At 35.5% G+C, this 19,541-nt stretch carries 19 protein-coding genes and 1 pseudogene; 4 read left to right on the top strand and 16 right to left on the bottom strand.

Translation table 11 applies throughout. The features are described 5' to 3' along the window. Positions 1–168: 168 nt before the first annotated feature. Positions 169–1,023, top strand: coding sequence for an SDR family oxidoreductase (locus HHU08_RS04940; protein WP_169187935.1), 855 nt, complete (start codon positions 169–171; stop codon positions 1,021–1,023). 60 nt (positions 1,024–1,083) lie between these two features. Here the strand turns inward: HHU08_RS04940 and HHU08_RS04935 are convergent, their stop codons facing one another. After that, positions 1,084–1,917 carry a helix-turn-helix transcriptional regulator gene (locus HHU08_RS04935; RefSeq protein ID WP_016202692.1) on the bottom strand — a complete coding sequence of 278 codons (834 nt, stop codon included), beginning with the start codon at positions 1,915–1,917 and terminating at the stop codon, positions 1,084–1,086. 106 nt (positions 1,918–2,023) lie between these two features. On the opposite strand from HHU08_RS04935, the gene fabF reads away from it, so the two are divergent. Next, positions 2,024–3,256 carry a beta-ketoacyl-ACP synthase II gene (gene fabF, locus HHU08_RS04930; RefSeq protein WP_169189613.1) on the top strand — a complete coding sequence of 411 codons (1,233 nt, stop codon included), beginning with the start codon at positions 2,024–2,026 and terminating at the stop codon, positions 3,254–3,256. Between the two features lie 53 nt (positions 3,257–3,309). Here the strand turns inward: fabF and HHU08_RS04925 are convergent, their stop codons facing one another. From HHU08_RS04925 to HHU08_RS04875, 11 genes are all read right to left on the bottom strand, one after another. Next, on the bottom strand, positions 3,310–4,524 hold the full coding sequence (locus tag HHU08_RS04925) for an MFS transporter (RefSeq protein ID WP_169187934.1): 1,215 nt from the start codon (positions 4,522–4,524) through the stop codon (positions 3,310–3,312). Positions 4,525–4,811: 287 nt separating this feature from the next. Continuing rightward, on the bottom strand, positions 4,812–5,855 hold the full coding sequence (locus HHU08_RS04920; RefSeq protein ID WP_169187933.1) for an ArsR/SmtB family transcription factor: 1,044 nt from the start codon (positions 5,853–5,855) through the stop codon (positions 4,812–4,814). A 115-nt stretch (positions 5,856–5,970) separates the two neighbouring features. Then, on the bottom strand, positions 5,971–7,191 hold the full coding sequence (locus HHU08_RS04915) for an MFS transporter (protein ID WP_169187932.1): 1,221 nt from the start codon (positions 7,189–7,191) through the stop codon (positions 5,971–5,973). A 614-nt stretch (positions 7,192–7,805) separates the two neighbouring features. Next, entirely contained in the window at positions 7,806–8,789 is a 984-nt protein-coding gene (locus tag HHU08_RS04910; protein ID WP_169187931.1) for a ketoacyl-ACP synthase III, read from the bottom strand. A 350-nt stretch (positions 8,790–9,139) separates the two neighbouring features. Further along, positions 9,140–9,568 (bottom strand): VOC family protein, encoded by a 429-nt coding sequence (locus HHU08_RS04905; RefSeq protein WP_169187930.1) that lies wholly within the window; start codon positions 9,566–9,568, stop codon positions 9,140–9,142. 158 nt (positions 9,569–9,726) lie between these two features. Further along, on the bottom strand, positions 9,727–10,857 hold the full coding sequence (locus HHU08_RS04900) for a M20 family metallopeptidase (RefSeq protein WP_169187929.1): 1,131 nt from the start codon (positions 10,855–10,857) through the stop codon (positions 9,727–9,729). Between the two features lie 176 nt (positions 10,858–11,033). Continuing rightward, positions 11,034–11,693, bottom strand: coding sequence for a phosphate signaling complex protein PhoU (gene phoU, locus HHU08_RS04895; RefSeq protein WP_016202682.1), 660 nt, complete (start codon positions 11,691–11,693; stop codon positions 11,034–11,036). A 12-nt stretch (positions 11,694–11,705) separates the two neighbouring features. Continuing rightward, on the bottom strand, positions 11,706–12,536 hold the full coding sequence (pstB, locus tag HHU08_RS04890; protein ID WP_016202681.1) for a phosphate ABC transporter ATP-binding protein PstB: 831 nt from the start codon (positions 12,534–12,536) through the stop codon (positions 11,706–11,708). 18 nt (positions 12,537–12,554) lie between these two features. Beyond that, the gene (gene pstA, locus HHU08_RS04885; RefSeq protein ID WP_016202680.1) at positions 12,555–13,379 is read right to left on the bottom strand and encodes a phosphate ABC transporter permease PstA; all 825 of its coding nucleotides are present in this window, start codon (positions 13,377–13,379) and stop codon (positions 12,555–12,557) included. Between the two features lies 1 nt (position 13,380). Beyond that, on the bottom strand, positions 13,381–14,295 hold the full coding sequence (pstC, locus tag HHU08_RS04880) for a phosphate ABC transporter permease subunit PstC (RefSeq protein WP_016202679.1): 915 nt from the start codon (positions 14,293–14,295) through the stop codon (positions 13,381–13,383). Positions 14,296–14,333: 38 nt separating this feature from the next. Then, positions 14,334–15,167, bottom strand: coding sequence for a phosphate ABC transporter substrate-binding protein (locus tag HHU08_RS04875; RefSeq protein ID WP_169187928.1), 834 nt, complete (start codon positions 15,165–15,167; stop codon positions 14,334–14,336). A 916-nt stretch (positions 15,168–16,083) separates the two neighbouring features. On the opposite strand from HHU08_RS04875, the gene HHU08_RS04870 reads away from it, so the two are divergent. Together HHU08_RS04870 and HHU08_RS04865 are read left to right on the top strand one after the other, a co-directional pair. After that, positions 16,084–16,323, top strand: a complete 240-nt coding sequence (locus tag HHU08_RS04870) for a hypothetical protein (protein WP_016202675.1) — start codon at positions 16,084–16,086, stop codon at positions 16,321–16,323. A gap of 154 nt (positions 16,324–16,477) precedes the next feature. Beyond that, a complete protein-coding gene (locus HHU08_RS04865; protein ID WP_016202674.1) occupies positions 16,478–17,059 on the top strand; it encodes a DUF6944 family repetitive protein in 582 nt (193 codons plus the stop codon). Between the two features lie 129 nt (positions 17,060–17,188). Here HHU08_RS04865 and HHU08_RS04860 read toward each other — a convergent pair whose 3' ends face one another. The 4 genes and pseudogenes from HHU08_RS04860 to HHU08_RS04845 all read right to left on the bottom strand — a co-directional run bounded on the left by HHU08_RS04860 (position 17,189) and on the right by HHU08_RS04845 (position 19,413). Further along, on the bottom strand, positions 17,189–17,728 hold the full coding sequence (locus HHU08_RS04860) for a hypothetical protein (protein ID WP_016202673.1): 540 nt from the start codon (positions 17,726–17,728) through the stop codon (positions 17,189–17,191). Between the two features lie 196 nt (positions 17,729–17,924). Then, positions 17,925–18,056: pseudogene (locus HHU08_RS25395) on the bottom strand (macrolide 2'-phosphotransferase); the annotation flags it as partial. A gap of 127 nt (positions 18,057–18,183) precedes the next feature. Further along, positions 18,184–18,891, bottom strand: coding sequence for a M48 family metallopeptidase (locus HHU08_RS04850; protein ID WP_016202671.1), 708 nt, complete (start codon positions 18,889–18,891; stop codon positions 18,184–18,186). Positions 18,892–18,918: 27 nt separating this feature from the next. Continuing rightward, positions 18,919–19,413, bottom strand: coding sequence for a YehS family protein (locus tag HHU08_RS04845; protein ID WP_101729642.1), 495 nt, complete (start codon positions 19,411–19,413; stop codon positions 18,919–18,921). Positions 19,414–19,541: the final 128 nt, after the last annotated feature.

Below are 19,541 nucleotides of genomic sequence, written 5' to 3'. Positions count from 1 at the left end.
CTATTTATGTGACTATGTCATAAAAAAATAACTACTTTTATTTTTGTTACTATAAATATACTATATACCTATAACTAATATACAACAAGTAACCAATCATCCTGTATCAATGAAGAAAGATTGACTTGGTTATAATGTAAATGCAAAACAATTAGGAGGGAATTTAGAATGAAACTATTAGTAACAGGTGCAACTGGCAAACTCGGTTCAAAAATAGTGAATGTTTTATTAAAATCAGTTCCTGTTGATCAGCTTGCTGTTAGTGTCCGTAATCCTGAAAAAGCAGAAGAACTACGTGCACAAGGTGTTGACGTTCGCCAAGGGGATTTCGACCGTCCAGAAACATTAGAGGCAGCCTTTAAAGGAATTGACCGCTTATTATTTATTTCAGCAGATGGCGATACGGAAACAAGAATTCGCCAACATAACAATGCTGTTGAAGCAGCTAAAAACGCTGGTGTTTCCTTTATCGCATATACAAGTATTGCGAACGCCCAAGAAAGCACAAACTTTCTTGCCAAAGTTCACAAAGCAACAGAAGAAGCCATTCTTAAATCTGGTATCGCATATTCCTTCTTGCGCAATAACTGGTATCTTGAAAATGAACTATCCACTATTCAAGGCGTCCTTGCTGGTGCCCCATGGGTTACCGCTGCTGGAAATGGAAAAGTTGGCTGGGCTTTACAACAAGACTATGCAGAAGCTGCAGCCGCCGTCCTTACAGGAGATGGACACGAAAATACGATTTATGAGCTTTCTGGTAAACTATTGACTCAGGAAGAAATCGCTGCTGCTGTTAGCCAGGTAATTGGAAAAGAAGTACCTGTCCAACAAGTAGATGACACAACTTATGCAGACATAATAACACAAGCTGGCGTACCAGACTTTCTTGTTCCAATGCTTGTTGCTATCCAAAAGGATATTCGTGAAGGTTCATTAGAAATTGAAAGCAATGATTTTGAGAAGTTGCTTGGACGTTCTGAAACTCCTATTGTGGATGGGATTAAACAGCTTATTGATTAATTTATACAATAGTCTAGTGGACACAACCAATGGCTGTGTCCCTTATTTGGATGTTTACACTCATTTAATCAAATGCTTAATCTTCTCCTCTGTACCTGTTCCATCAACTGGTGTGTAAATACTACATCTTAAATCATTCGCACCATGAACCTGTAAAGAAGTTAAATTATAAATCATTTTGCCTGCCTTAGAATGACGAAATTCAATTAATACCTCAGGAGCAGAGCTTATTTCACTTTCATTCCACATCTTATTGAAAACAGGATAGTTCTTTTTCATATTTTCAATAAATTCTCCATACCATTCATCTGCCATATATTGACCTAAATACGTACGAAAGATAGAGATAAATCCTTTGACAAAGTCCTCCCAATTGACTGCCAATGCTCGTAGCTCCTTCCTCGAAAAAAGCAATTCAATCAGATTTCTTTTTTCAAGCGGGAGCTTTTCGAAATCCAAGAATACTTGTTTAGCAGCTTCATTCCATCCTACAATAAAAGACCGGCGATCGGTAATAATAGTAGGGCAATAACGAAGCTCTTTTAAAATTCGCTCTAAGGAAGGGGTAATGATGCCTTCTTCCTCTTCCTTAGGAAAAAAGGAATTTCCCTCTTCAAAAGCTAATCCATATACATATTTTCTCTCATCCAAATTTAATTGCAGGGCGTCTGCTACTGCATCGAGAACGGAGATAGACACTTTAATATCTCTTCCCTGCTCTAGCCATGTGTACCAAGTAGTGCTTACTCCCGCTAACTGTGCTACTTCTTCACGCCGAAGTCCCGCTGTTCTCCTTCTACTCCCAACAGGAAGACCGACCATTTGTGGCTGGATTTTTGAACGCTTTGTTTTTAGAAAATCAGATAGCGCTTCTAATCTTATATCTCTATTCATATGTATTATCCTTTCTAAGCTAGTACTATTTATACTAGTATAAACTACAACTTGTAATAGGATAATAAAAGAATACAATAAAGAAAAAAGGAATGGGGGAAAAATGGTGAAAAGAGTTGTGATAACTGGAATGGGGATTATTTCACCGTTAGGAAACAATGTAGGTGATTATTGGCAGCGCCTCCTAAAAGGGGAATCTGGAATCCGTCCTATTGAACATTTAGATGTCTCTAATTCTAAAACTAAAATAGCTGGAATTGTAACAGACTTTCATCCAGAAGATAGATGGGGAGCAAAGGAAGCGAAGAAACTCGATCGGTTTAGCCAGTTTGCTTTAGCTGCAGCTGAAGAAGCGTTAACAGACTCGCAGTTAAATATCGAATTAGTAGATAAAGAACGTCTAGGTGTTTATGTTGGATCAGGAATCGGCGGTTTGACAACCCTTATTGATAACGTCAATACTTTAAATCAAAGAGGACCAAATCGAGTTAGCCCTAACTTAGTGCCCATGATGATTTCTAATGCTGCTGCTGCACAAATTAGCATCAAACTTGGAGCTCAAGGTCCTTCTCTCTCTCCTGTAACTGCCTGTTCAATCGGAAATACATCGATTGGGGAAGCTTTTCATACGATTCGTAATGGCGATGCTGATGTTATGTTTGCTGGCGGTGCAGAAGCTGCTGTTACAAATTTATCTTTAGCGAGTTTTGGAAATGCAAGAGCATTATCTACAAGAAACGAGGAACCTACATCAGCAAGTAGACCTTTTGATATAAATCGTGATGGTTTTGTAATGAGTGAAGGTGCAGCTATTTTAGTAATTGAAGACTTAGAACATGCCATTAAACGCAATGCTCCTATATTAGCTGAAATCATCGGATATGGAGCAAGCTCAGATGCCCATCATATGGTTGCAACCCATCCAGAAGGAAGAGGTGCTTTTCTTGCCATGAAAAATGCTTTAGCAAAAGCAAATATTACTCCTGCTGACGTAGATGTGATTAGCGCCCATGCAACGAGTACACCAGTGGGAGATTTATCGGAAACATTAGCTATTAAGCGATTATTTGAAGAACAAGCCTATAAAATCCCAGTAACCGCAAATAAGTCGATGCTTGGTCATATGCTTGGTGCTGCTGGTGGGGCTGAAGCAATTGCTCTTGTAAAGAGTTTGCGAGAAGGCATTATCCCACCAACAATTAACTTAGAAAATCCAGACCCTGCCTGTGATTTAGATTACATCCCTGAAGGAGCTAGAAAAGCGTCCTTATCCATTGGTCTATCCAATTCCTTTGGCTTTGGTGGTCATAATTCAGCCATTGTATTAAAAAAATATTAATAGAAAAGACTAGGAAAACAACGATAAGTTTTCCTAGTCTTTTCTATCTGAACTTAAGCAGTAAGCTTCTTTTTATGCTCTTTATCAAGAAATGCAAAATATGGAAGCGTTATTCCCAATAAAGAGGTGGTCACAATTACCGCCCCAATGAAAACATATAAAGGTCGAATGCCCCATAGTTCACTTAATGCCCCGCCTATTAATACGCCAAATGGCATCATTGCTCGAATAATGAAGGATCTGACCGAAATAATTTTCCCCATTAAATGATTGGGTACGATTTGCTGACAAATCGTTATATTATGGATGCTAAAAAATGCCATTCCTATACCAGCAATTATTTCTGTAATGATAGCAATAATGATAGAACTTATAATCCCGAGATTAATGTAGGTCAATCCTCCAATAAATAGAGCCCCTAGCATTAATCGCCTCCTCGATTGAAATTTTATTTTTCCAACAAACAATGTCCCTAGCATATAACCTAAAGGAAAACCTGCCATAAAATACCCATACATAGCATTATTTCCGTCTAGTACCGTTTTGATATAAGGAATATTGATAACCATAGTAACCCCTACTCCAAATTGAACAAATGCTAGAAAAATACCTAGCCATACAATTGTTCTTTGTTGAAAAAAGTAGCTAATTCCCTCCATAAATTCAGTTACCCATGCTTTTCTCTCTGCTTTATCTTCTCTTTCCTCATTAATGCCTAGTAAAAGACTTCCACTAATAATTAGCGCAATACAAATAAAAGATAAAGTACTGCCAATACCAATAGATTCAATGACAATCCCTGCTATAACTGGTGCTGTAAACGTCATTAATCTTGCCATTCCTTCAACATAAGCATTTGCAGTGCTTAATTGTTGTTTCGAAACAAGACTAGGCAATATCGCTTGGTTGGCTGGGGAGTATATGGGGGTTATTAACCCAATGATAAGTTGGACAATATAAATATGCCATGGAACTAATGAGTTAGTAATATAGCTGATGAGCGGAAATAGAAATACTAATCCTCTGCTCCAAAGAGCGAAAATCATCATCCATTTTCTACTCCAGCGATCAATGTATGGGCCAATAAAAAGTTGAAGTGTGAGGGATGGTATGAAATATAATAGCCACATACTTCCTAACGCCCAAGAAGAACCGGTGATTTCATAGATTAATAGAGAGTTGCAAAAAGTTCCAAAAGCTCCCGCCAACTCCGACATGCCATTTCCAATCCACATGAAAGTGAATGATTTATTTCGGAAAATATTCAAACGAACACCACTTTCTTTGTTTTGGCTGATATCCTCACTGGTTTGGCTGATATCCCCCTCATTTTGGCTGATTTCCTCCTTGCTTTGGCTGATTTCCCCCTCATTTTGGCTGATTTCCTCCTTGCTTTGGCTGATTTCCCCCTCATTTTGGCTGATATCCTCTTGCTTTGGCTGATATCCCCCTCATTTTGGCTGATTTCCTCCTTGTTTTAGCTAATATCCTCCTTGTTTTAGCTTGTATATGCTAAGTCTTGATCATATACTAAGTGATTTTACTTCAAAATCTATTATTGCTGAATGTATTGCTCCAATTCTTTTGCTATAGATGTGATAGCACTATTCTTTAACACATATTTTCCATCTTCTATTCCTACTAGCTGTGCAGATCTCAAAATTTTTAAATGATGATGAATCGTGGACTTTCCCATTTCTAATTTTTCCGTTATTTCTTGTAAGGTTCGACTTTTTTCAAACAGTAATTTTACCATTCTTAGACGAAACTCATCCCCTAAGGCTTTATGTTTCAAAACAAGAAAATTACTCGGCATATATTTATCACTTGGAGATATACTTTCATTTGAAACCGGATAATAGTAGACTTTTATTCCTTTTAAATCTGCAGCTATATTCCATGGTCTATATATGTACTGGGGAATGAGCAATACCTTATAAACGCTTGGTTCTGGCAAATAACTTATCCCTCCCGTAGCCCATTCTACAAATTCCTCTGGTTCCATTTTCTGTTTCATCTTTTCTTTTGCTTGGGCATCTGTTTGTAAGATCGATGTTAATTTATTTAATTCAGGTTGTACGACTGATTCAAACCATCCACTCATGACCGTTATTAGATGCTGCTTTAATTGCTTTTCATCCACTTTGCAAATAAAAGAAATATAGCTTGGAAAAAAAGGGTTATCTTTTGTTGCTTCTCTTAACTGCTCTATCGCAGATTCGTTTTTATCAGCAGCCTGCTCTCTAATAGGCTGATAGTTTTCACTTATGAATGGAATACATTGATAGATTAATTCTCTTTCTGTAAGTTTATCGATATATTCGGTAAATACTTCTAGGCTGGAAAAATCCTTTTGATGAAGCAATTGAAGCAGCGCTTTCCATGTATTATTCGTTTCTACGTAGTCTAAGTGTGCTTGTAAATCTTTAGAAAGGCTTAATCTAATATCTTTCCAATAGCTCTCAGGTTTTTCTAATGAATCCAGTAGACGATCATTTGTGATAGCGGCTATCCCTAGAGCACATTCCCATAAAATCGAATGCTTTATTTCAACTTGATACTTCTCTTGTTTCCGACCTGTTGTGCTAAAAACTTTCACTGGAAAACATCTCCATTTATTCACATTTTAAATTATTCGAATTATTTATTCAATAATTTTCGAACTGATAATTCAAAAAACTCGACCAATATAGTCGAGGTCGAGTTTCCGAGGATTAGTTTCGTTCTTTTTCTAAATAATTTTGACGAATAAACAAAGATTTATTTTTATAAATTATCATACTGACAAACGCAAGGAGGAAACCTGAGAAAACAAAGACTGTTCTTACTCCAAATATATCTGTTAATATTCCCATTAATAAAGAGCCAAGTCCAAAAATCCCGGTACTAATTGCTCCTAGCGAAGTATATACCGTCGATAGTTTTTCTTTGTGAACACTTGTTTGAATGACCGTTTGTTGAGGGATATTTTTTACTTGTGTAAAAATACCGACTCCAAATGATATTGCTAAAGCAAGGATGGGAATGCTATTTAAACTAAATAATATCGTGAGAAGAAAACTTAAAAAAGAGCCTACTATTAGAAATGACTCCAATTTTCTTCCTACTAAGGAAGAATACTTCATGCAATAGAGACTTCCCAAAATTAATCCTAAAAAGAATGCTCCATTTATAAATCCCCACCACTGTTGGTCTACCTTTAAAGCATCCTGAATAAATACATATAAAACAGCCGCAATCCATACTGTTCCAGCAAGGCTTTCTAAACATTCAACCAAAGCCAATTTCTGTAAAACAGGCGTATGAAATAATGTCTTCCATCCCTCTTTGATTTGTTCTATCTTCCCTGCTGTACCGATAACTTGGGCAGATACTTTTTCCAACAACCATAGTAAGGTACTTGAAATAAGAAATAATCCGCCAACAAACCAAATTAATTGCTGTGGACTAAAAAAAAGGAGAAACATACTTCCTACAAACCACATTGCTGCTTGGATTAATTGTGTTGCTGTTTCTGTGATTCCATTTGCTTTCATTAATTTTTCCGGTTTAACGTAATAAGGTATTAATGTTTGTCTGATTGGATTTGCACAGCCATCAAGAAAGGCAATGCAAGCTATCACCATAAAGACGACATAATAATTTGATTCCGTTATCCCTGGTAAGAATAGGCCTAAGAGTAAAAGGAATACTGTTTTTCCAATTTGCGAACCTGCTAATAACCGGTTCAATGGAACTTTTCCAACGAAAAGGGGTGTTATAATACTTGATATAAACATACAGGTTGTGATTATAAAAGGAACGAAAGATGCTGTCGTTGCCGATCCCTTTATCTCGTAGATAATACTAATAACACCTACCGTATAGAGGACGTCCCCTATATTTGCAAAAGACTGCCCGATCAGTAACAATGAAAAGTTTTTATTTAGTTTCATGATTTATCCCCCATTAATTAATAAATTCTTTATTAGTTAGTGGGAGACTTTTAAATTGGACAATTCATTCTGTTACCTGCTCCTTATAAGCGGATAAGCCAGGGGGATAGAGGCCTATCACAAGATTTTGTTACATTCATCTTATCATAAATGAGTTATTTTCTTGCTTTTAGTTTAAAAGAAGTAATTTTTATGGAGATGAGGTTTTTTCAGATTGCTCTGTTACCTTTTGTTCTTTTGTTTTGCTACAACGGTCACTGATGCGCCTCCTCTGTTACCTTTTCCCCCTTTCCTTTGCTGCAACGGTCACTGAGCAGTTCTCTCTGTTACCTTTTCCTCCTTTCCTTTGCTGCAACGGTCACTGAGCAGTTCTCTCTGTTACCTTTTCCTCTTTTCCCTTGCTGCAACGGTCACTGAGCAGTTCTCTCTGTTACCTTTTCCCCCTTTCTCTTGTCTACAACGGTAACAGACAAAATAACCAAACATCTCCCTCTCTTTATAAAGAACCATCCCCTTGCAACACAAAAAAGGAGCACTTTTTCAAGTGCTCAGTCTCGACTTTTATACGCATGCTTCGTTTTATCTGATAAAAAAAGCACAATTTCTGCTTTCTCTTAAACCGTCCATTTAATCAATAATCCTGCATGGGCTAGGCCGCCGCCAAATCCATATAATAATACATGGTCACCGAATTTTAATTTCCCTTCTTTTACTCCTATATCTAATGACAATGGGATCGTTCCTGAAGAGGTATTTCCATAATGAACTAAGCTATATAATGTTTGTTCTATTGGAAAGTTGCTTTTCTCACAAATTGATTCTAACATTCTTAAATTGGCACTATGGGGTACAAACCAGTCCACCTCATTTAGGTTCATACTTCCTTTTTCCGCAACAGTTTTCATACCGTTCGTAACCGTTTTAATGGCCCATTTATAAACTTCTCTACCATTTTGGACGATACAGCCATTCCCTAATAAGTCCATGCCGTTCATTTGCGTAGCTAGACTTGTAGAATATAAATGATGCCCGCCTTCTCCTTCTGAACCTATATGAGAAGAGATAAAGCTTGGCTCTGCTTCATCATATTCTAAAAGAACGGCTCCTGCTCCATCACCAAAAAGGATACAAGTCGTACGATCGGTGAAATCCGTAATTTTTGATAATGTTTCCGCTCCTACAACAAGAACTTTTTTATTTAGTCCTGAAGTAATCAATCCATTTGCCACATATAATCCATAAGTAAATCCTGCACAGGCTGCATTTAAATCAATTGCTCCCGTATTCTTTATTCCTAATTTAGCCTGAAGGCTGGAAGCTACACTCGGTGTTTTATATTCAGGAGTCATTGTACAAACAATTATTAAATCAACATCATCAACTGATTTGTCGTATCGTTCCATTAAATTGAGAACTGCTTTATAGCTAAGATCACTGGTAAACTCTTTTTCATTCGCTATTCTTCTTTCCTTGATACCTGTTCGCTTTACAATCCATTCGTCGTTTGTCTCTACCATTTTTTCTAAATCATTATTTGTTAAAATACGTTCAGGAACGTATGAACCTATTGCCGTAATACTTGCTTTGGATGTTGTCATTCACATCACCTCTTCTTTTATTTATTTATATTTCACCACCAATTACTATTACCTGGTACTAATTTTTACTCAAACTATTTCCTCTTTTTAAAAAGCTTTCGTTCCGCTCTCTTTAGAATATGTTTTTTTGTTGCATTTGCTTTACCTATTTTCATCATAAGACGATGAAACAAGATAATTGTTAACAATATTTTCTATTTATTTTTATGCTTTTGTCAATATTAAAGTCACCATTTCTTCTTCTGAAATGGTGACTTTAGTAGAATAAGAACTCCAAACGATTAAGAGATAGAGGTCTATTATCCTATTCTTTTATACATTTCCAATTTTTAGGTTTTATTCCGATATATTTATTGTCCTTCTACCACTGTAGAAATCTGCCATGTAATTCCAAACTTATCTTTAACTTGTCCATAGGATGGACTCCAAGGAGTTTCTTGAAGAGGCATGACTACTTCGCCGCCATCTATTAGTTTCTCAAATACTTCTTTTGCTTTTTCTGGATCATTTAAAAGAACTGCTACGTCCACTTGGGAACCAACTTGATAAGGTTGTCCAGGAAGATTATCGGATAACATTAGAAAAGTATTACCAATTCTTAAATTTGCATGCAAAACAAGATTTTTCATTTCCTCAGAAAGCGGGAATTCTGGGTTATCTGGCATATCACCATATGTTTGTAGTCCAAGGTTTTCTGCGTCTAATGCATTTTCATAAAATTTGACAGCTTCTTTGCAATTCCCATTCATTCGTAAATATGCATGAACTCCTAAAATCATAAATATACCTCTTATTCTTTTAAATATGCACAATATCGAACGTACGATCTCATTTTACTACATGTCTTTTTAATTTTAAACACTATTTATTACATAATTACTATTTAGTTTTGCCAAATTTCTTAAAAAATAAGCTTTCCAAAACTCCCTTTTATTTTCTATTTGCTTAACCTATCCAGTGCTTTCACTAGTAACTGTCCACGTTCACTTAGTGAAGACACAATCACAAACTCATCCTCTTGATGCGCATTTCCTCCCCTTGGTCCTAAACCGTCTACGGTTGGAATCCCTATATTTCCTGTAAAGTTTCCATCTGATCCTCCACCACTATACTTTGTTACCAACTCTAAATTTAATTCCGAGGCAGCTTCTTTTATTAGGAAAAATAAATTACTTTTATTTCCCTCTGTCTTCCAAGCTGGACGAGTAATACCACCACTAATTTCTATACGAATGTTTGGATTTTCAGTACAATTACAAATTTCTAAAATTTTTAATTGTGCAAATTCCCCTTGTTCCTGTGTTTCAAAACGCAAATCAATGCCAGCTTCTGCATATGGTGCAATCGTGTTCACAGATTGACCACCACTTACTAAGCCAACATTCACATGAATTCCTTCTAATTTCGTTAATTCATGCAATTGGACTATCTTTAATGCAAGCTCTTGGATAGCACTAGCCCCTTTCTCTGGTGCAACACCAGAATGTGCTGATATCCCATATAGCTTCAAAAAAAATTTGCCGCCACCCTTTCGACCAATCACCACATTCCCATCTACATCAGCAGGCTCCATAATTAACACATGTTTAACTGTCTTTGCAGTAGCTTCTATCAATTCTCGCGAAGAAATGGATCCTATTTCTTCATCAGTATTAATAATAATCAAGACATTTTTATAAGCATCATTATTTTGCGAAATTAAGTATTTTAAAGAATACAGTGTCATAACATGACTTGCCTTCATATCAAAAACACCTGGACCTTTGGCTTGATCTCCTACTATTGTAAATGGACGTTTTTGAACTGTTCCAGCTGGAAAAACGGTATCAATATGCCCAATCAATAATACACTAGGAGTAGTTGCCTCTTTATGCTTTAATACGATATTATTGCCTCTATCTACGACCTCGTGTACTTCTGCAATAAAACCAAGTTGCTCGAATTCCCTGATTAAAATTTCTCCTACTTTATCCACTCCCGTTTTCTGATATGAACCACTATCGATATTCACTATTCTTTCTAGCAATTGAAGCATGTTGTTTTTTTCTTGCTCAAAATATTCCTGCAAAACTCTTCCTCCCTTTAAATTGAATTATCATCACAGCGATTTTATCAGAAATATCAAAATATTAGAAATAAAAAGGTTTTTTCAATTTAACTAAACAAAAGTCCAAAAGGAGAGAAAACTTATTATCTTTTCTCTCCTTTTGGACTTATCCTAAATGTTTTTGCTATTTATTGTTCTTAGGAATTAAAATCATAAATCTTCCCTTTAATCAAATACCCTGTGCTTTCCGCCATATTGGTTATATGGTCTGCTGTTCTTTCTAAATAACGATTGATAAATAATAATTGAACAAGTTGATTTGTTTCTTCTGGATGCTCACTTAAGTATGCTGTAAGTTTCTTATATGTTTCCAAATAATAATCATCCACTTGATCTTCTAACTTACTTATTTCTTTTGCAAGTACGATATCTTCCTCTATGAAAGATTTTATTGCTTTTTTCAACATTTCGATGGATAGTTCCTTCATTCTTTCTAGTTGTGTAATATCTAAAAGAGAAGGCGTTTTTCCGATCTTAATCGTTGCCTTTGCAATGTTTACAGCAAAATCTGCAACTCGTTCGATTTCTGAAGAGATTTTAATTACACCAATTACTACGCGTAAATCTCTTGCAACTGGTTGCTCTTTTGCCATTAACCAAATTGCAAAATGATTAATTTCCGATTCGAGATTGTCAATGTCTGTATCTTCCTCTATTACATTTAAAGCAATTTCTACATCTTGTGTTTTTAATGCATCAAAAGCCTCTTCCAAAGAAGCAATCGACATTTCACCCATTTCTGAAATTTTTCCTTTTAACTCTTCTAGTTTCTTCTCAAAGTTTTCACGAATGACCATTTGCTCCTCCTATTATCCAAAGCGACCTGTTACATAATCTTCTGTGCGCTGATCTCTTGGTGTAGAAAAAATCTTATTCGTTTCATCGTATTCAACCACTTCTCCGTTTAAGAAAAAGGCTGTCTTATCGGAGATTCTTGCTGCTTGTTGCATGTTATGTGTAACAATAACAATCGTATAATCTTTTTTCATTTTGGTAATAAGCTCTTCTACTTTCAAAGTAGAAATGGGATCTAATGCAGAAGTGGGCTCATCCATTAAAATAACATCTGGTTTCATTGCAATAGCGCGAGCAATACAAACACGTTGCTGCTGTCCACCTGATAAACCAAGTGCAGATGTTTTTAAACGGTCTTTTACTTCCTCCCAAATAGCTGCGCCACGTAAGCTTTCTTCTACAATTTTGTTTAATTCCTTTTTATTTTTGATTCCTTGCATTCTAGGTCCATAAGCAACATTATCAAAAATACTCATCGGGAATAAATTAGGCTTTTGAAAAACCATTCCTACTCTTGTGCGTAACTTTATAACATCATTTGATGCATATATATTTTCCCCATCAATGACGATATCTCCTGCAATTTTTACGCCATCAATTAAATCATTCATACGGTTTAGCGTTCTTAGAAAGGTTGATTTACCGCAACCAGACGGTCCAATTAAAGCCGTTACTTTTTTTTCTTCAATATCAAGTGATACTCCAAACAACGCTTGTTTTTCTCCGTAAAATAAATTTAAATCAGTAACACTAATTTTTGATGTTCCAGGTGTACCTTCTTGACCTACCTGTAAAAATGCTTTCCCTGTTTTCTTTTGACTTTTTTGCTTTACTGTTGTAGTCATAAACATACCCCTTATAAATTAGTAGTCTGCCTTGTTTAATTTTTTTGAAATATATGTTGCAATAAGGTTTATAGCAAGAATTATTACAATCAAGACAATACCGACTGCAGCAGCTAGTTCAATATCTCCAGACTCTTGCGTTACTAAAAAGGAATGAACAGTTAATGTTCGAGCAGATGACAGCAAGCCCTCTGGCATTGCAGCAACTGTACCTGCAGTTAAGAAAATCGCAGCAGACTCTCCAACAATTCTTCCGATTGAAAGGATAATTCCTGATAATATCCCAGGCATCGCACTAGGTAAAATAACTTTATATAATGTTTGTAGTCTCGTTGTACCGAGGGCTAAAGATCCCTCTCGATAGGTTGGAGGAACTGTTTTTAAAGATTCCTCTGTTGTTCGAATAATAACAGGTAGTACGATAATCGTTAACGTTAAAGAAGCTGCCAAAATAGACATGCCCAATTTTAATGTTGTTACAAAGAATACTGCCCCAAATAAACCGTAAATAATCGAGGGAATACCTGTTAAGCTTTCTGTTGCAAATCGTATCACTCTAACTAGTCGGCCTTGTTTCGCATACTCTTGTAAATAAACAGCCGCTAATATTCCAATTGGAGTTGCAATGATTAAGGAAATTACAATTGTATAGATAGTTGTAACAATCATTGGCCAAATTCCGCCGCCACCCGTTGGGGAATAATCGCCAAAAATAAAATCAAAGTTAATTAAGCGAAATCCTTTATAAAAAATATAACCAACAATCATAACAAGGACGGCAACTGATAAGAAAGCAGAAAACCAAAGAAGTCCACGTAACAAGTTATCTTTCCATTGTCTCATCTTATTTGCCACCCTTCGAACTAATTTTCGCTAAAACAAAATTCAATATTAAAATGAATGAGAATAAGACAATACCCGTTGCAAATAGCATTTCTTGATGTGTTCCGGCAGCGTAACCCATTTCTAAGGCAATGTTTGTCGTTAACGGACGAACACTATCTGTTAAGCTTGTAGGCACGATTAAACTGTTACCTGCAACTAAAATAACTGCCATTGTTTCTCCGATTGCCCGCCCTAATCCTAATACAATTGCTGTCATAATACCTGATTTTGCTGCAGGGACAACAACTTTAAAAATAGTTCCGATTTCCGATACTCCAAGGGCAAGGGATCCTTCTCTGTACGTTCTTGGTACTGCGCGAATGGCTGTCTCTGCCACTGTTACAATCGTTGGTAGCATCATGATTGCTAGTACTAGAATAACTGCGAATAAACTTTGACCTTTTACTAAACCAAATGTATTTTGCAAAAATGGAACGATAATTGCTAGACCAAACACACCATATAAAACAGATGGAATCCCTGCTAAAAGCTGAATCGCTGGTGAAACAATTTTTGCGATTCTTTTTGATGCTATTTCTGCCAAAAAGATTGCGGTAAATAGTCCAATTGGAACGCCAATAACTAGTGCTCCAATGGTTGCATAAAGGGATGCGACAATCATCGGCCAAATCCCAAATTCTCCTTCACTCGGTACCCAGTCTACTCCAAAGATAAAATCAAAAAAACTATACCCCTCAGCCACAAAAGGATGTGTCCCTTTATAAAATACGAATCCAATAATTAATACTAAGCTTATTACGGAAAGAAGGGCACAAAGCATGAAAACTCTTGCTGAGACCTTCTCAAACATATACTTCCTCTTATTTGCCTTGCCCATTTCTGAGGCTTGCTTTTCGGTTGTTTGAATAGACACTCTATTTTCCTCCAAGATTACTTCTAAAGATTTTGGTTTTACTTAATAGGAATTGCTCCTGCTTCTGCGGCAATCTTTTGCCCCTCATCACTTAGAATAAAATCGATGAATTTCTGGCCATTCGCCGTTAAATTCCCATCTTTATATACAAACAGAAACGGTCTTGATAACTTATATTTTTGCTCTAATACATTTTCAGCAGTAGCCTCAACACCATCAATATTGATTGTCGAGATAGCATCATCGATGTATTCAAAGGAAATGAATCCTACTGCATGTTTATTATTTGCAACTGTAGTTTTAATATTTCCGTTTCCGCTTGCTATAATTGCATTTCTAATTAATTCTCCGGATCCGTAGCCTACAATCTCTTGGAAGGCATCACGTGAACCAGATCCATCCTCACGAGAGACAACAACAATTTCCATGTCATCTCCTCCAAGTTGTTTCCAATTCGTTATTTCACCAGTGAATATTTGTTTGACTTGCTCTAAGGTTAACTCTTTCACTTTATTGCTTGGATGTGTCACTACTACAATTCCATCATAAGCAATGACTACTTCCTTTAAATTCCCTTGTTCTTCTTCTTTTAAGTCACGTGAAGACATCCCGAGTTCGGAAACTCCACTCATCGCATTTGCAATACCTGCGGAAGAACCAATTTGATTTATTTCAATTTTTATATTATCGTGTTCATGATATTTTGCTGCTAATTTCTCAGCAAGTGGTCCGACAGAAGTAGATCCTGAAATTGATATCGGCGATTTATTGTCATTTGTTTGTTCCGATTCTGAATTACTTGCACATGCTGATAATAGTGCGAGTATAGACAGAAACATGAGTACCATTTTTATTTTTTTTATTATGACCATGTTTTACCTCCAAAAAAATAGCAACTTGTCTATGTCGTATCTTGTCTAATTAGTATGATAAATCCCAAGTGTAAATATTCTATTATCTCTTTGTAAAGGTTTTGTAAATATCATTAAAATCAATATCTTTCGTGTTATTTTTTGTAAAAATAAATTACTAGAAGCGGAAAATGAAGAAAAATACATTCCAAAAAAAGATAGCAGGGGGATATTCCCCTGCTATCTTTTTTTCACTAAATTATTTTATTTAAACTGGTATAACTTACTATTTTTTACTTTTTTGTATTTAGCTTTTTCTCTTTGCTAAAAGATTGGTGTTTTTCAATAAGGTAATAATTTTAAAAAAATACTGAGTAGCCTGAATACAAGTAGACACCATCGAGGATAAGTGAGAAAGATAAGACCTGTCCGGAGGCTGTGTCCCCCCTCCTACTCAATTTGTCCAATTGCACTTATTTACTATAGAGTACCTTTTAAATTTATTTTCCTGGTTACCAACTTCATGCAGCATCGTTTTCCAGAAAAAGGTTTCAACAACATATATATTATTTAACACTTCTTGTATTCTAATTATATATGTCTTTTCCTTTTTTATAGATTCTAGATAAAATAACCTTGCCAACTTTTTATACAATGAAATTAATTCTACACATTTTTCAATTAATGTATCTAATTACTTTTGTTGTGTTTGATAAGTCTAAGAACAATTTTTATTACGAAACAGATCCTTCTTATATAAAGTTATAACAGTATTGCTGTAACTCGCTATCTGTTGAGTAACATCAACTAAATTGATTTCATGAGGTGGAGATTTTACTGCCTATTAAGAGTGGGATAAAAAAATAGCAAAGATTATATGTAAATACCCTTTTTGGGATTATAATAAGCAGAGATACATACATTAGGAGGCCAAGTAATGGACAAGCAAGGACAAGAAAAATTTTTATCTTTCATTTTGCAAAGAGTGCAAGAGGGAAAAGAAGAAGAAGCGAAAGAGATACTCATGGAAAACTTCCGAAAACAAAATGAAGGTACTTTTTCTCAAAGTGATATTGAACAATTTCTTCCTAAAATGATTAGTCTAATAAAACCAGAAAAATTAGAGGAAATTCAAGCGGTTGTGAGGCAGTTTTCTGGCAGTTTCGGCAGTAAATAAGGATTTCTCAAATAACTTGGAAAATTTCCAAGTTATTTTTTATTTTTGTTTATAAATAAGCCACTATATTCCCCTTCTACCCTTCTTTTTTTGTCCCGAATAAAATAATTTTGAATAGGATATATCGTGCAAAATGATGGGCGGTTGATGAAAAGTGAGTGGACATTTTAAAGAAATTTTCGGAACAGCTATTAGCACGATCGGTACTATCCAAGCTGCTATCGGAAATACTCCTTCCTTCCATTTATCGAATGAAACAAATTATCAACTTCGTTTAGTTGGTAATGTATTACAAGGAACAGGCAGCGCCTTATCTGCTGACGGACAAGGAACAATCTCATTAGAAAAACTAGGAGATGAGATTCAAGCTATCGGAAATTCAACTGTTGTAACCGGATTAGTGCTTTATAAAACAAGTAATACCCCAGCCGAGCAAAAATTAATTATTACAGGTAGCTGGCTGCAAGCTCTAGGAAGTTTTGTTGGACTTACAGATGAATTTTTCGATAGCACAGCAGATGGAAGAATCGAAAATATAATTGGCGGTTTATTACAAGGGATTGGGAATTCTTTGCAGGCGATTGGTGGAACGGAACAATTAAAAGGAATAAATAACGATGGCCAACAGAATATTGGTACATTAGGCAGTTGGATTCAAGCGACAGGAGCTGTCATTTCGCTTATTGGTCAAGTAAAAGAAGAATTAGAGGAAATTGCCCTGAATATTAATGAATAATGAAGTTTAGTGGGCAAAGATTAATAAGCGAGGGAAAGAAAAATCTTCCCCTCGTTTATTGAATGAGAAATGTTATATTTTGATATCCTAGACCTCCATATTTAACTTTGAACATCAAAGGACTTAAAACTATGCTTTTCTCTTTTTGGGCCAAATAAAATTCGTTATCGCAATAATCAAGTCGATCCCTAATACTAGCGTCCATAGTTTTAATATACCATCTAGTGCTTCTGTACGAGCTGAATCATTTATGGAAAATATTAAAATGAATAATATCCCTGCTCCAATTGCATAAGCTAACACATGTTTTCCCCAGCTTTTCAGATATTGTCTTGCATAGTCCATCCCAAACAATTGAATCGGCTTTGATCCTTGCTTTGCGATGTAATAACGAAATCTTACATCCGCCCATTTAATCATATCTCTTCCAAAGGCAATCGAAATGCCGATATATACAGCAGCAATAGCATGTGCAGTAGTTGCTGTTGCTCCTCGATACATATCGATACTTGTAGTAACCAACAATAATAAATCAATTACAGGTGTTAATGCTAGAAAGAAGAAACCTAGTTTTTCCTTCTTAAAAATATATCTAGTTATTAATCCTAAAATAATCACAATCCAAAAACCTATTTCACTTGCAACTATCATCCATGCAACAAAGTTCAAAAGATCCCTCCTCTCCCTCATTAACAGGGATGAAAAACTTCCACCGCTTCATGTATTACTTATTTCGAATAACAAAACGATTTTCCCACATGTTTTTTTACGATTAATAGTTAGAAAAAGTTTCATAGTGGAATACTTTATTTTTAAATGGTTATTGTATATTTAGTTCATAAGGTAGCAACCAATTTTTAAGGAACTAGGCTTTCGCTAATTTCAATGCCTGTTTGGCCATTTGCATAGATTCGTCCACACCGGACAAAAGGGCAAATTCGGCTATACCAGCTGGATATGCTGCCTCTAATTCGATGATATGATCTTTCATTTTAGGCTTGTCCAAGAGTGAAATGAAAATAGCGCCAGATAGTCGACATACGACTACTAGACGCTACTTTTTTAATATATGGGGTCCAAATTTAATACTCGAGCTTAAGAATACTTTATAACTGCCAACTCTCCTATACAGTCATTTTCCAGCTCGACAAAGCTAACCACTTCTCTTTCTCTTTGTAATCAGGCATTAGCTTTCCAACAAGACGCCAAAAGGAGCGGTCATGATTAAGATGAACCATATGGCACATTTCATGAACAACGACATAATCAATTACCTCAAGTGGAGCCATTGCTAACCTCCAGTTAAAGGTTAATTGGAAATTTGAATCACAGGTTCCCCATGTAGTTTTACTGTCAGTAATTCGAATCGAGCGAGGTTTTGTTTTGAAATTATTTTGATAGTGAAAGACTCGTTCTTCTACTAAAGCCTTACACCTCTGATAATAATACCTTTTCAATAATTGCTTTATTTTGTTCTTATCAAGATGCTTTATATAAACATGCAGTATTTCTTTTTCGAACTCCACACGTTCTTGTATAACAGCTATATCTTGGACGATTTTAATAGGATAAGTATTACCTAAATACAGAAAACTTTCATTATTTTCATATACCTTTTCCTGTGGACCTTCCATTCTTTTCTTCATTTCTTTTATTTTGTTGAGAATTTGATCCCAGTTTCCCTCTAGCACATGAATTACACATTCATCAGGCGTCTTTTTTGGTGCCAAAACTACTATATTTCCATAGCCATCTATGGAAAGCCCGATGGAAGTACGATTTTTATATTTTATATCAAAACGTATTGTTTCTCCTAAATAAGTATGTAGCATATTTTCACCTGACTAGTCCTTTACTGCTTATCCTCTATATTTAAGCGCTAATCCTTTTAAGAAGTTCCTGGCGAAATTATCTAAGCACACTTTATAATTTTTATGCCCTTCTTTTCTGAAGAAGGCTCCTAGCTCTCCTTTTGATACATTTAATCCAGCTTTTTTAAATATGTCTATCATATCCTCTGTAGTTAATGCCAGTGCGATTTTAACTTTCTTTAAAAGGATATTGTTTACATTCGAATTGTTTTTTATCGACGATTCTGGTTTATTTGGTTGTCCCGGTTTAGGCTCTTGCCTTCCTCTTTTATAAATAATAAAGCCATTAAGAAATGAATCTAACATACTATTCGTTAATTTTATTTGATCGTCATTCTCTGCTTCATCATCTGACTTTTTAAGTATTTTCACCACCTCTGGTACAGATACCTCCAATCCTCCAAGCTTAAATATTTCTGCCATTTCACTATTTTTTATTTCTAACGCGTATCTTAAACGAATTAATATATCATTATTCTCCATTTTATTGACCTCCTATTTTAAAACAACTACAGTCTTAATACTTTATCATAAATAAATATTCTAAAAAAGTATAGTAACCGCCTATCCTCTTTGCATCGTCACAGCATCTAGTGAGTCTACCTATTATA

Origin of the sequence: Niallia alba (assembly GCF_012933555.1) — a bacterium.
Taxonomy (GTDB): domain Bacteria; phylum Bacillota; class Bacilli; order Bacillales; family Cytobacillaceae; genus Niallia; species Niallia alba.
Note: the sequence above shows the minus strand (reverse complement) of the source record. Positions and strands in the feature narration are given on the sequence as shown.

Excerpts from the sequence above, each read along its gene's own strand:
- HHU08_RS04940 (WP_169187935.1), top strand. The coding sequence starts at position 169 with ATGAAACTATTAGTAACAGGTGCAACTGGCAAACTCGGTTCAAAAATA.
- HHU08_RS04935 (WP_016202692.1), bottom strand. The coding sequence starts at position 1,917 with ATGAATAGAGATATAAGATTAGAAGCGCTATCTGATTTTCTAAAAACA.
- HHU08_RS04915 (WP_169187932.1), bottom strand. The coding sequence starts at position 7,191 with ATGAAACTAAATAAAAACTTTTCATTGTTACTGATCGGGCAGTCTTTT.
- HHU08_RS04910 (WP_169187931.1), bottom strand. The coding sequence starts at position 8,789 with ATGACAACATCCAAAGCAAGTATTACGGCAATAGGTTCATACGTTCCT.
- HHU08_RS04905 (WP_169187930.1), bottom strand. The coding sequence starts at position 9,568 with ATGATTTTAGGAGTTCATGCATATTTACGAATGAATGGGAATTGCAAA.
- phoU (WP_016202682.1), bottom strand. The coding sequence starts at position 11,693 with ATGGTCATTCGTGAAAACTTTGAGAAGAAACTAGAAGAGTTAAAAGGA.
- pstB (WP_016202681.1), bottom strand. The coding sequence starts at position 12,536 with ATGACTACAACAGTAAAGCAAAAAAGTCAAAAGAAAACAGGGAAAGCA.
- pstA (WP_016202680.1), bottom strand. The coding sequence starts at position 13,379 with ATGAGACAATGGAAAGATAACTTGTTACGTGGACTTCTTTGGTTTTCT.
- HHU08_RS04875 (WP_169187928.1), bottom strand. The coding sequence starts at position 15,167 with ATGGTCATAATAAAAAAAATAAAAATGGTACTCATGTTTCTGTCTATA.
- HHU08_RS04870 (WP_016202675.1), top strand. The coding sequence starts at position 16,084 with ATGGACAAGCAAGGACAAGAAAAATTTTTATCTTTCATTTTGCAAAGA.
- HHU08_RS04850 (WP_016202671.1), bottom strand. The coding sequence starts at position 18,891 with ATGCTACATACTTATTTAGGAGAAACAATACGTTTTGATATAAAATAT.
- HHU08_RS04845 (WP_101729642.1), bottom strand. The coding sequence starts at position 19,413 with ATGGAGAATAATGATATATTAATTCGTTTAAGATACGCGTTAGAAATA.